At 65.6% G+C, this 12,213-nt stretch carries 11 protein-coding genes; 6 read left to right on the forward strand and 5 right to left on the reverse strand.

What is annotated here, in order from left to right:
* The first annotated feature begins 107 nt into the window (after positions 1 to 107).
* Genes ASD05_RS19895 through ASD05_RS31070 form a run of 3 tightly spaced genes read left to right on the forward strand, consistent with a single transcriptional unit; the run spans position 108 to position 3,434 of the window.
* The gene (locus ASD05_RS19895; RefSeq protein WP_056596069.1) at positions 108 to 1,292 is read left to right on the forward strand and encodes an acetyl-CoA C-acyltransferase; all 1,185 of its coding nucleotides are present in this window, start codon (positions 108 to 110) and stop codon (positions 1,290 to 1,292) included.
* 16 nt (positions 1,293 to 1,308) lie between these two features.
* Positions 1,309 to 3,087 carry an acyl-CoA dehydrogenase C-terminal domain-containing protein gene (locus ASD05_RS19900; RefSeq protein WP_056596072.1) on the forward strand — a complete coding sequence of 593 codons (1,779 nt, stop codon included), beginning with the start codon at positions 1,309 to 1,311 and terminating at the stop codon, positions 3,085 to 3,087.
* A gap of 23 nt (positions 3,088 to 3,110) precedes the next feature.
* A complete protein-coding gene (locus ASD05_RS31070; protein WP_414930056.1) occupies positions 3,111 to 3,434 on the forward strand; it encodes an AMP-binding enzyme in 324 nt (107 codons plus the stop codon).
* On the opposite strand, the gene ASD05_RS19905 is transcribed toward ASD05_RS31070, so the two are convergent.
* Both ASD05_RS19905 and ASD05_RS19910 read right to left on the reverse strand, forming a co-directional pair.
* A complete protein-coding gene (locus ASD05_RS19905) occupies positions 3,412 to 4,398 on the reverse strand; it encodes an NAD(P)H-dependent flavin oxidoreductase (protein WP_056519411.1) in 987 nt (328 codons plus the stop codon). The two genes, ASD05_RS31070 and ASD05_RS19905, sit on opposite strands and share 23 nt — an antisense overlap.
* 7 nt (positions 4,399 to 4,405) lie before the next feature.
* Entirely contained in the window at positions 4,406 to 5,146 is a 741-nt protein-coding gene (locus tag ASD05_RS19910) for an SDR family oxidoreductase (protein WP_056596075.1), read from the reverse strand.
* A 159-nt stretch (positions 5,147 to 5,305) separates the two neighbouring features.
* Here ASD05_RS19910 and ASD05_RS19915 point away from each other — a divergent pair, with 159 nt between their 5' ends.
* From ASD05_RS19915 to ASD05_RS19925, 3 genes are all read left to right on the forward strand, one after another.
* A complete protein-coding gene (locus ASD05_RS19915; protein WP_056596078.1) occupies positions 5,306 to 5,896 on the forward strand; it encodes a 2-hydroxychromene-2-carboxylate isomerase in 591 nt (196 codons plus the stop codon).
* Positions 5,897 to 5,925: 29 nt separating this feature from the next.
* On the forward strand, positions 5,926 to 7,602 hold the full coding sequence (locus tag ASD05_RS19920) for an AMP-binding protein (RefSeq protein WP_056596081.1): 1,677 nt from the start codon (positions 5,926 to 5,928) through the stop codon (positions 7,600 to 7,602).
* A gap of 240 nt (positions 7,603 to 7,842) precedes the next feature.
* Positions 7,843 to 8,211: a winged helix-turn-helix transcriptional regulator gene (locus ASD05_RS19925; RefSeq protein WP_056596083.1), complete on the forward strand. Its 369-nt coding sequence runs from the start codon at positions 7,843 to 7,845 to the stop codon at positions 8,209 to 8,211.
* A 57-nt stretch (positions 8,212 to 8,268) separates the two neighbouring features.
* On the opposite strand, the gene ASD05_RS19930 is transcribed toward ASD05_RS19925, so the two are convergent.
* From ASD05_RS19930 to ASD05_RS19940, 3 genes are all read right to left on the reverse strand, one after another.
* On the reverse strand, positions 8,269 to 8,940 hold the full coding sequence (locus ASD05_RS19930; RefSeq protein WP_056596085.1) for a glutathione S-transferase family protein: 672 nt from the start codon (positions 8,938 to 8,940) through the stop codon (positions 8,269 to 8,271).
* Between the two features lie 210 nt (positions 8,941 to 9,150).
* Positions 9,151 to 10,068, reverse strand: a complete 918-nt coding sequence (locus ASD05_RS19935) for a tripartite tricarboxylate transporter substrate binding protein (protein WP_200955463.1) — start codon at positions 10,066 to 10,068, stop codon at positions 9,151 to 9,153.
* 94 nt (positions 10,069 to 10,162) lie between these two features.
* On the reverse strand, positions 10,163 to 12,157 hold the full coding sequence (locus ASD05_RS19940) for an aconitase family protein (RefSeq protein WP_056596090.1): 1,995 nt from the start codon (positions 12,155 to 12,157) through the stop codon (positions 10,163 to 10,165).
* Positions 12,158 to 12,213 lie beyond the last annotated feature (56 nt).

Consider the following 12,213-nt stretch of genomic DNA (forward strand, 5'->3'; position numbering starts at 1 on the left):
GGTGCCATCTACGGACTCGTCGCGCTCGCCTCGTTCTGCGCCTGAACCGCAACGTCGTGGCCAGCCGCTACGCCAACCTTTTCACCGAACCCCTTGGAGTCTGATTCATGAGAGAAGCCGTCATTGTTTCCACCGCACGCACGGGCATCGGCCGCGCGTTCCGCGGCGCGTTGAACAACATCAAGTCGCCCACGCTGATGGGCCACGCGATCCAGCATGCCGTGCAGCGCGCGGGCATCAACCCCGGGGAAGTGGAAGACGTGGTCATCGGTAGCGCAATGGCCGCCGGCACCGCGGGCATGAACATCGGACGCCTCGCGGCGCTCGCGGCGGGACTGCCGCAGTCGGTGCCGGGGCAGACGATGGACCGGCAATGCGCCTCGGGGCTGATGGCCATCGCGACGGCGGCCAAGCAGATCGTCGTCGACGGCATGGACGTGACCGTGGGCGGGGGCCAGGAGAACATCTCCGCCGTGCAGAATCCTTTCGTCAAGTGGGTGGGCGAAGAGGCCGACCCGCTGCTCGTTGCGCGCGTGCAGCACGCCTACATCCCGATGCTGAACACGGCCGAGATCGTGGCGAAGAAGTACGGCATCTCACGCCAGGCGCAGGACGAATATTCCGCGGAGGCCCAACGCCGCACCGCGCTGGCGCAGGAGCGCCACCTGTTCGACGACGAGATCGTGCCGATCACCGCGCGCATGGCCGTGGCCGACAAGGAGACGGGCGCGGTCAGCTTGCGCGACGTGACCCTGGATCGCGACGAAGGCAATCGCCCCGATACGACGCTCGAAGGCCTTTCCAAGCTCAAGCCGGTCATCGAAGGCGGTGTCATCACGGCCGGCAACTCGAGCCAGCTGTCGGATGGCGCATCGGCCTGCGTGCTGGTGGAGCGCACGGTCGCCGAGCGCCGCGGGCTCAAGCCGCTGGGCATCTACCGCGGCATCGCGGTCGCCGGCCTCGCGCCCGAGGAGATGGGCATCGGCCCCGTCCTGGCGGTGCCCAAGCTGCTGAAGACCCACGGGCTCAAGGTGAGCGACATCGGGCTGTGGGAATTGAACGAGGCCTTTGCCTGCCAGGTGCTGTACTCGCGTGACCGGCTGGGCATCGATCCCGACAAGCTGAACGTCAACGGCGGCGGCATCACCATCGGACACCCCTACGGCATGACCGGCTCGCGGCTGGTGGGGCATGCACTGATCGAAGGCAAGCGGCGCGGCGCGCGCTTCGTCGTGGTGACGATGTGCGTCGGTGGCGGCATGGGTGCCGCGGGCCTGTTCGAAGTGGCCTGACGCCAGGAGCAGCACCATGACCTACCAGATCCCGCTGCGCGACATTCAATTCGTCTTGCACGAGCTGCTCCAGGTGCCGGCCATGCTGGAAGCCTGCGGCCAGCCGGAGCTCGACGGCGAGACCATCGACCAGGTGCTCACCGCGGCCGGCCAGTTCGCGTCCGAGGTGATCGCCCCGCTTAACGCACCGGGGGACGCGCACGGTTGCAGCATGCCCTCGCCCGGCGTGGTGCAGACGCCGCCGGGCTTCAAGAAGGCCTATGACGAGTTCACGAAGAACGGCTGGGCCGGATTGGGGTGCAGCCCCGAGTTCGGCGGCCAGGGCTTTCCTTCGGTCGTGGCCAACGCGGTCTACGAAGTCTTCGGCGGCGCGAACATGGCGTGGGCCTCCTACCCCGGCATGTCGCATGCCACCTATGTGAACGTGTCGGCCAACGGATCGGAGGAACAGAAGGCGCTCTACCTGCCGAAGATCGCCTCGGGCGAGTGGGCCGGCACCATGTGCCTGACCGAGCCCAATGCGGGCACCGACCTCGGCCTGATGCGCACCCGCGCCGTGGCGCAGCCCGACGGCAGCTACAGCATCACCGGCAGCAAGATCTTCATCTCGGGCGGCGAGCAGGACCTGACCGGCAACATCATGCACCTGGTGCTCGCGCGCATCGCCGATGCGCCACCCGGCGTGAAGGGCATTTCTCTTTTCATCGTGCCGAAATTCATTCCCGATGCGAACGGCGCGGCCGGCGCACGCAACGGGGTGGTCTGCGGTTCCATCGAGCACAAGCTGGGCATCCACGGAAACTCGACCTGCACCATCAACTTCGACGGTGCGACAGGCTGGCTGCTGGGCGCGCCCAACAAGGGGCTGGCGGGCATGTTCGTGCAGATGAACCACATGCGCGTGCTCGTCGGCATCATCGCCATCGGCCTGATGGAAGCGGCCTACCAGAAGGCCCTGGCCTATGCAAAGGATCGCCTGCAGGGCCGCACCAGCGGTGCAAGATCGTCCGGCGAAGCGGCCGACCCGATCATCGGACACGCCGACGTGCGCCGCATGCTGCTCACGCAGAAAGCGAACATCGAGGGCGCACGCGCACTGGCGCTGTGGACCGCGCAGCTGAGCGATCTCCAGCGTCTTCATCCCGACCCCGCCAGGCGCAACGAGACGGCCGAATTGCTCAGCCTTTTGACCCCGCTCGTGAAGGCGCTGTCGAGCGATCTCGCGGTGGAGAGCACGCTGCTCGCCATGCAGGTGTTCGGCGGGCACGGCTACATCCGAGAGAACGGCGTCGAGCAGCACCTGAGGGACGTTCGCATCGTGGGACTCTACGAGGGCACCAACGGCGTGCAGGCCATGGACCTGCTCGGGCGCAAGGTGCTCGCCGACCAGGGCCGGCAGATGGGTGCCTTCCTGGACATGGCCGGCGCATTCGCCGAAACCTGCGGTCCGCGCGAGGCGATGCGCGAATTCGCGGAGCCGCTCGCCGCACTGGCTGCCGACATCAGGCAGCTCACCGGCAGGCTCGTGGCCACGTCGGCGCACGACCCGCATGCAGCAGGCGCCGCAGCCGTGCCCTACCTGCGGCTGATCGGGCACCTGGCCCTCGCCTGGACCTGGGCGCGGATGGCCGAGGTCGCATTGAGGAATGCGGAATCCACCGACCCGATCTATGCATCGAAGATCGCCACGGCCCGCTTCTACTTCCAACGGCTGCTGCCGCAGACGGCGGCGCTGTGCGGCGAGATCCGGGCCGGGTCGTCGGCGTTGATGGAGCCGGCCGTCGAGCTGTTCTGACCGTGGCGGCAGTACCCGAGGAGGTGCTGCTGCAGGCCCCCCGCGTCGCGGACGCCGCGGTTTTCGGCGTGCCGAACGACGAGTACGGCGAAGAGATCAAGGCGGTCATCCAGCCGGCGCATCCGGATTTCACGGGCCCGGCGGCCGCCGAGGCGCTGAAGGCTTACTCGGTCCGCCCAAGGCTCCCAGGAGCATCGATTTCGAGTCCGACTTTCCCCGGCACGCGACCGGCAAGCTCTACGAGAAATTGCTGCGTGATCGCTACCTGGCCTGAAGGGTGCGAGTCGCCGGCCCGCTTCGCAGCGAGCCGGCGGATGTCCAAGGCTAGGCCAGCGCAGGCTCCATGAACCCGGCGAGCCGCTGCACGATCAGCTGCTCGGCCTCGTCCATGATGCGATCGATCAGCTCCTGCACCGTCGGAATGTCGTTGATCAGCCCGACCACCATGCCGCAGCTCCAGGCGCCCGCATCCATCTCGCCTTCCAGCATTACGCGCGGGTAGACGCCGGCCACCTGGTCGATGATGTCTTCAAACTTGAGGTCGGCGCCCTTTTCCTTCTCGATCCTGATCAGCTGCTCCACGGACGAATTGGTCAGCACGCGCTCGGTGTTGCGCAGCCCTCGCATCACGAGCCGCGTGTCGAGCTCGGTGGCGGCCACGATGGCGTCCTTCACGTTCTGGTGGATCGGCGCTTCCTGCGTCGCCACGAAGCGCGTGCCCATGTTCATGCCTTCGGCGCCCAGCGCCAGCGCCGCCACCAGGCTGCGCGCGTCGGCCATACCGCCGGACGCGACGAACGGAATCTTCAGCTCCTCGGCGGCGCGGGGCAGCAGGATCATGTTCGGTAGGTCGTCCTCGCCGGGGTGGCCGCCGCACTCGAAGCCGTCCACGCTCACGGCGTCGCAGCCGATCGCTTCGGCCTTGAGTGCGTGTCGCACGGAGGTGCACTTGTGGATGACCTTGATGCCGGCCTTCTTGAGCGCGGGCATGTAGGCCTCGGGACTGCGCCCCGCCGTCTCCACGATGCGAACGCCGCCTTCCGCGATCGCAGCGATGTATTCGGGGTACGGCGGCGAAGACAGGGTCGGCAGGAACGTGAGGTTCACGCCGAAGGGCTGGTCCGTCATCTCGCGGCAGCGGGCGATTTCCTTGGCCAGCAGCTCGGGCGTTTTCTGCGTCAGCCCGGTGATGAGTCCGAGCCCGCCGGCATTGGAGACCGCCGCGGCAAGTTCCGCGAAGCCGACGTAGTGCATGCCGCCCTGGATGATCGGGTGGCGGATGCCGAAGAGTTCAGTGATGCGTGTTTTCATGTGTCTTTCACCAGGTTTCCATATAGGGGCGCAGGTCCATCTCGAAGGTCCAGGCATCTCGAGGCTGGGTGTGCAGGTACCAGTAGTTCTCCGCGATGTGCTCGGGGTTCAGGATGCCGTCCTGCGCCTTGAGCGCATAGCGTTCGGGAAAGTTGCTGCGGATGAACTCCGTGTCGATCGCGCCGTCGACCACGATGTGGGCCACATGAATGCCGCGCGGACCGAGTTCGCGCGCCATGCTCTGGGCCAGCGCGCGCAGCGCGTGCTTGGCGCCCGCAAAGGCCGCGAAATTCGCGGAGCCCCGGATGCCGGCCGTCGCGCCGGTGAAGAGAATCGTGCCGCGCCCTCTCGCAACCATCTTGCGGGCGACCTCGCGCGCATTCAGGAATGCGCTGAAGGTGGCCATCTCCCAGATCTTCATGTACTTGCGCCCTGTCTCCTCCAGGATGCTGCTGGGCACATTGGCGCCGATGTTGAACACCATCACCTCGATGGGCCCGCGCTCCTTCTCGATCTGCTCGATGAGGGCCACGACATCTTCCTCCTTGCGCGCATCGCTGCCGTAGCCGAACGCCTGACCTCCGGCCGCGCGGATGCGCTCCACGGCCGGCTCGAGCTTGTCGGCCGAGCGCCGCGTCAGGCACGCGGCGTAGCCCTCGCGGGCAAAGCGTGCGCCAATGGCGCTGCCTGTGGCGTCACCGGCGCCGACGACGAGAGCCACACCGCGGTGGTTGGCTGATGGGTCCATACAGTCTCCTTTAAAAAACGTCCGTTAAGTCATTGAACGTTAATCACTGAACCATCGTTTGTCAATCAAGAAAGAAGTCCAGTGAAACCCCGTTGACGCAGCCGCATTAATCACATAGCTTCCGTTAACCAAACGTACGTTTAATTAAAGGAGCCATGAATGCGCAAGTCGGTTGATTTTTTCTTCGATGTCGGCAGCCCGTCTTCCTACCTCGCGTGGACGCAGCTGCCGGCCCTGTGCGCCAGACATGGCGCCGACCTCGTGTACCGGCCGATGCTGCTGGGCGGCGTCTACCAGGCCACGGGCAACGCCTCACCTGCCAACATTCCTGTCAAAGGGCGCTACACGCAGATGGACTACGAGCGCCACGCGCGCCGCTATGGCGTTCCCTTCCAGGGCAATCCGCACTTTCCGGTCATCACGCTGTTCCTCATGCGCGCGGTCACCGGGATCCAGTTGCGCCGTCCGGAACAGCTGCAGCAGCTGCTGGGCTGCGTGTTCAAGGCGCTGTGGATCGACGCGCTGAACCTGAACGATGCGCAGCTCACGGCCCGCATCCTGGCCGAGGGCGGATTCGATCCCGCCGACATCGAGCGCCTGGCGCAGGACGCCGAGACCAAGGCCGCGCTGAAGGCCACGACGCAGGAAGCGATCGAGCGCGGCGTGTTCGGTGCACCCACGCTCTTCGTTGGCGACCAGATGTTCTTCGGACAGGACCGCATGGACTTCGTTCGCGAAGCCCTGTCCTGAACCGCCGCCAACCGCACGAAGGAAAACACATGGAACACCGACCCTGGCATGCCTCCTACCCCGCAGGGCTTCCCCGCGAGATCGTCCTCGACGACAGTGAAACCCTCGTCACATTGCTCGAACGTGCGTTCACGAGGCACAGTGCCAGGACGGCCGTCACCTGCGCCGGAGAATCGCTGACCTTCGCGCAGGTCGAGCATGCGTCGGCGCTGCTCGCCCGGTCCCTGCAAGCGGCAGGACTCAAGCGCGGTGACAGGGTCGCCCTTCTGCTGCACAACAACCTCGTTTACCCCGTGGCTTTGGCCGCCATCCTGCGCGCGGGCATGGTGGGGGTGACCATGAACCCGCTCTACACGGCACGCGAGCTGGCGTACCAGCTGGCCGATTCGGGCGCGTCCGCACTGGTGGCTGCCGAGCCGTTCATGGGTGTGGTCGCCGAGGTCCTCGGCCAGACACAGCTTCGGTATGTCATGACCGCGCCGATGCAACAGGTGAAGCAGGCATTGTTCGCGACGGGCGGCGATGCAGGTGCGTCCGCTGCGAACGATGGGCCTCGCGTCATCGGTTTGCGCGACGCGACCGCCGCGCTACCGGACGCCGAATTCACCAGCGAGCACGTGCGCCCCTCCGACCTGGCTTTTCTGCAGTACACCGGCGGCACGACAGGTGTTTCCAAGGGTGCTTGCCTGACGCACCGTAGCGTGCTTGCCAGCTCGCTGCAGATGCGGTCGTGGCTGGAATTGGCACTGGACATCGACAACTTCGAGATCGTGACGCCGTTGCCGCTGTATCACATCTTTCCGCTCGGGGTGGCTTTGACGGCCCTTGCCAGCGGCGCTCACAACCGCCTGGTCGTCAATCCGCGCGACGCCCAGGCGCTTTGCACCGAACTCGAGCGGGCGCCCTTCGACATGCTGATCGGCGTCAACACAATGTTCAATGCCTTGGTGACGTTGCACGAGCTGCCCGGCATCGACTTCTCCCGCTGCAACGTAGTCATCGGCGCCGGCGCCTCGATCCAGGCGGCCGTTGCAGCCAAGTGGGTTGCGGCCGGCGGCCCACCCATCACCGAGGCCTATGGGCTTACTGAAACGTCGCCCAGCGTTACCTTCAATGCACCGGGGCGCAACGGCACCATCGGCGCGCCTGTGCCGTCGACCGACGTTCTTATCGTCGACGAAGCGGGCGAACCGGTGCCGCTCGGCACGCCCGGCGAGTTGCTGATCAAGGGGCCGCAGGTCTTCGCGGGCTACTGGAACCGCGCAGACGAGACGCGCAGGTCTTTCACGCAGGACGGCTGGTTCCGCACCGGAGACATCGTCACCATGGATGCACAAGGTTTGATGTACATCGTCGACCGGAAGAAGGACATGATCCTGGTCTCCGGCTTCAATGTCTACCCGAACGAAATCGAAGGCGTGGTCGCCATGCACCCGGACGTGCTCGAATGCGCGTGCGTCGGGGTGCCTGACGAGCGCTCGGCAGAGGCCCCTCATCTCTTCGTCGTCCGCCGCGTACCTGGGCTGAGGGCGGACGAGTTGGAAGCGCATTGCCGCAAGCTCCTTGCCGCATACAAGGTGCCTCGCTACATCACGTTCCTCGAGTCGCTGCCCAAATCAGCAGTGGGAAAAATTCTGCGCAAAGAACTGAGGCCAATTTCCACCGGTGCCACGGACGCTGTACCCAAGGTGGAAGCCGGCGGTTGAGTAGCTGGATCGCATGCAGCCCTTCAGCTTGCAGCAAACCGCAGCGAGCGGAAGCGACACGCTCACTTTCGAAGCATCGGATTTTGATCCGTCGGCGAGGTCGTTTGGCTGCGGATCGCCCAACACCCAGAGGTCGGGACAGAGTTTGGCGCGAGCAAGGAATCGATTAAGGTACACCAAGTAAACTTGGCACCAACCGGATACTTAGGATCGCCCAGGTATCACGAAGGAAACCGCCCAATGCCAAAGATCACGCCGGAATGCTTTTCCTCAGAGTGTCCAAGTCGAGCTTTGTTCGACCAAATCGCGGACAAGTGGTCAATGATGATTTTGGCCGTGCTGGATGACGAGCCGCACCGGTTCAACGCCATCAAGCGTCGCCTGGAAGGCGTCACCCAGAAGGCGCTGACCCAGAGCCTTCGCCGCCTCGAACGCAACGGCTTGGTCTCCCGTCGCGTCATTCCGGTTTCACCCGTTGCAGTTGAGTACGACATCACGCCGCTTGGGCGCACCTTGCAGCAGCCGTTGCGTGCATTGCACGATTGGACGATGGTCAAGCTGCCATTGGTCCAGAGGGCGCGCCAAGCATTTGACCAACGAGGGCTTTGATCTGCTCGTGAGTGACTGCATTGTTCGCGCCCGCCCGAACACTGGCATGCAACCCAGCTATTCGGCCCTGATGTCGGGCGACGGAATCGTGGGCACGCCTTGCGAGATGGCCGCGTCGTTCTGGGCCACCATCGCGCGCCGATAAGCGGGCCTCGCTTGAAGGCGTTCCCAGTAGGCGCGAACCGAAGGCGTGAACTGCTGGTCGAGGCCGAGATGCTTAGCCAGCAGCAGCGCGTAGCCGACCGAAACATCGGCGGCGGTGAAACGATGCGCACAGAGGAACTCCTGCTCCGCCAAGAGAGTTTCCAGCGTCCGCAACCTTGCGAGGAACCACTTGCCGTAGTCATGGGCCACCTGGGGCTGACGCCGTTCGCCCGTTTCGAAGTGCAGATAGCGCAGCACCAGTGTCTGCGGGAACGTCAAGGTCGCTTCGCCGAAATGCAGGTAATTCAGGTAGGCGCCGAAGGCCGGCTCATCGACACTCACATCGAGCTTTCCCGGTGAGAAGCGCGCCGCCAGGTACTGACAGATGGCGGACGACTCCGTCATGCGAACAGTCCCGTCGACCATGGCCGGCACCGTCCCCAGGGGGTTGATCTCCAGGTACGACCGGGCAAGCGCGCGAGGCGGGAACGGCATCATCTTCAGTTCGTACGGAACCCCGATTTCCTCAAGCATCCACAAGGGACGAAACGAACGTGCGCTCACGCAATGGTGCAGGGTAATCATGGCTTCAGTGCTCGGAAATGACGGGGGTCGGTCCGCTTTTTACAGCGTTGGCAATGAGGACACCCATGCGCGCCGTTCCAACCAGCCGAGTGCTGCTGCATTGGATGTCCGCGGTACGGTATCCCTGGCCCAGCACCGAGCGTATCGCAACCTCGATGACTACCGATGCTCTCGCCTGGGAGCACCGCGATCCTGAATGCGGGCGCGGCCTCAGTCCAGGGTCGCGCCAGACTGCTTCACCAGCTTTTGATGCTTCGCCAACTCGGACTCGAAGAAGGCTGGCGCCAATCCAGGCCCTGTGTTCAGCACCGTGAGGCCCTGGCCGGCGATGACGTTTCTTGCTCCCGGCGATACCAAGGCCTCTTGCATCGCCGCGGCATAGCTGTCGACCACCGGCTTGGGCAGTCCGGCCGGACCGATCAACGCGATCCAGGCGTCGAAGCTGTACTTGGGCACGCCCGACTCCATCATCGTCGGCACGTCGGGCAAGGCCGCGGAGCGCGCGGGAGTGCTCACGGCCAACGCACGCAGCGCTCCGGCCTTGATCTGCGGGGCGACCTGCGAGATCGAAACGAACGCGAGTTGCACCTGCCCGCCGATCAGGTCGGTGACGAGCGGTCCGGTGCCGCGATAGGGCACGTGCTTCATGTCGATGCCGGTCTCACTCACCATCAATTCCCCTGCCAGGTGGAGAACGCTCCCGTTGCCGGCGGAGCCGTAGTTGAGCTTGCCGGGATTGGCCTTCGCGTAAGCCAGCAGCTCCTTCACGCTCTTCACCGGAAGCGCGTTGTTCACCACCAGCACGACCGGCACCGTGGCCAGTACCGCAATGGGCGTGATGTCCTTCATGCTGTCGTAGGGAATGGACTTGTAGATGCCTGGATTGATGACATGGTTGGACGACACCATGCCGAGCGTGAGCCCGTCCTTGGGGGCCTTCACGATCTGTGCGGTGCCCGGAATGCCACCGGCGCCGACGACGTTTTCCACCACGATCGGATGGCCGGTCGCGCGTCCGAAGGCCGGCGCGACTGCGCGGGCGACCGCATCGACCGTCGAACCGGCGGCCAGTGGAACGACGAGCCGTATCGGCCGGTCGGCGCTCGAGGATTGCGCGGCGGCGAACAATGACGTGGCAAGCAACGCCGTCGCTAAAGAAACGGAAATGGCTTTCCGGAGGGAATATGCACGCATGGGTTTGTCTCTCTCGCTTTGTTGGAATTCATGGATGGCGCGCCTGGAGCTCGGCAAACGAAACGAGTTCGCCCGCAATCGCGCTTGCCGCCACCGTGGGCGGGCTGGCGAGCCAGACCTTTCCGGGTCCGCCCCGGCCGGGGAAGTTGCGGTTGATGGCGCTCACGGTGACCTGGTCGGCCCGCACCGAACCACCCGGCCCGCAGTTGCCGCAAGCGCCGCAGGAGGGCTGAAGAATGCGCGCGCCGACGCGTTCGAACGCGTCCATGTACCCCGCCGCAATGCAGTGGTCGCGCACCGCGGTGGTCCCGAACTGGAGATACAGGGCCACCCCGGGCGCGACCTTGAGCCCGCGGTCCGCCGCCCACCTGAGCACCGCGTGGTAGTGGTCGAAGTCTTCGCGCTTGCCGGCCGTGCACGAGCCACCGTAGGCGATGTCGATGCGCACCCGCTCGCCGACCGCCGCCAGCGGCAGGCCGTTGCCGGGGTCGCCCGGTGCGGCGACCATGGGGGAAAGCTGCGTGCAATCGACGTGGAGCGTCCTGGCGTAGATCGCGCCGTCGTCGCTGCGCATCCAGGGCTCGACTTCGAAATCGATGCCGCGGCGCTCGCGCAGGAAGCGCACGGTCTCGGCATCGGGAGCGACGAGGCCGGTGAAGCCGCCGAGTTCCGCCGTCATGTTGGTGAGCGTGGCGCGCTCGTCGGTGGTCATGCGCCGTACCACGTCGCCCGTGAACTCGAACACCTTGCCCACCCCGCCGCCGTCGCGCACGAAGGGCAGCGCGAGCAGATGCAGCACGACGTCCTTGGCGGTCACTCCAGGGGCGAGCGACCCATCGAGCACGATCTTCAGGGACTGCGGCACCGTCAGCCGCACCGCTCCCGTCACGAAGGCATTCGCCATGTCCGTGGTTCCCACGCCGAAGGCCACGCAACCCAGCGCGCCGCTGTGCGGCGTGTGTGAATCCGTGCCCACCACCAGTTGGCCCGGCAGCGCATAGTGTTCCGCCACCATGGCGTGCGAGATGCCGGCCACGTTGGTGCCGTCGTCCTTGGCGGCCTGTTCCTCGGTCAGTGTGCGGTGCGAGCGCAAGCCGTAGGCGGCCGCGAATTCGCGCTGCGCCTCGACCATGCGACGCACATTCGGCACCAGGCCGCCATGCACGTGCGCGGGGCTTTCCGTGACGTAGGACGTGTGGTCTTCGAAGGCCACGATGGAATCGGCGTCGTGCAGCACCAGCGGCCGGCCGAAGGTGGCGTGCAGCATGTGCGCGGCCATGCCGGTGTAGTACTCGTGGATGAAGCGAAGGTCGGCGCGCACGAAGGCACCGTCGCCCGGCGCGGAATGTGCCTGCGTCAGCTCGGTGGCGAGCGCGTGGCGCGCCACGATCTTCTCGAACAGCGTGCGCGGACGCGCGTCCTGAGCCTCGGGCGGCACCGCGATGTCGCGCATGAATTGCCGGCCGAAGCGCAGCAGCCCGCCGCTCTTGAGGATTGCCGCGGCCAGCGCGTCGCGGCCGGCCACGAGGTCGTCGATCGGAATCGCCTTGCCCGCCTGGATGGACGCGACCAGGCCGAAGTCGGTCGAGGTGAACAAGCCGATGTTGTCGGCGTTCTGCCGGTACAGGCGCTCGAAGCTTTCGGCGATGACCAGCCGCACGCCGGCCGCCTTCTCGGCGGTCGGGCTGTGCTCGCGCGAGGAGCCCTTGCCATAGCGCCTGCCCGCGACCACGACCTCGATGCCCGACGCGCGGATGGCATCGGTGCTGATCGGGAATGCCTCGCCCGCCTTGAAGCCCGAGTACGGGTAGCGGCCCAGCTTGTCGTCGTAGTGCGTGAGGATCGGAAGCGGCGTGATCTCGTCCGTCGAAATATCGTCACGCAATGGCGACGCGTCGGCAAGTTCGAGGCGTTCCCCCTTCAAGCTCAACTCGACCATGCGTGCGGAACAGCTCAGGAAGAGAACGCGCCGGTCGAACCGGATGCTTTCGGCGCTGGCGGCGGCTGGCGTGGAGGCTGTCATGCTCCGATGTTCGCGGTCCGTGGCAGCGCCATAAAGCGCTCGCTCGGCACAGGGGA

Source organism: Variovorax sp. Root434, assembly GCF_001426595.1.
GTDB lineage: Bacteria > Pseudomonadota > Gammaproteobacteria > Burkholderiales > Burkholderiaceae_C > Variovorax.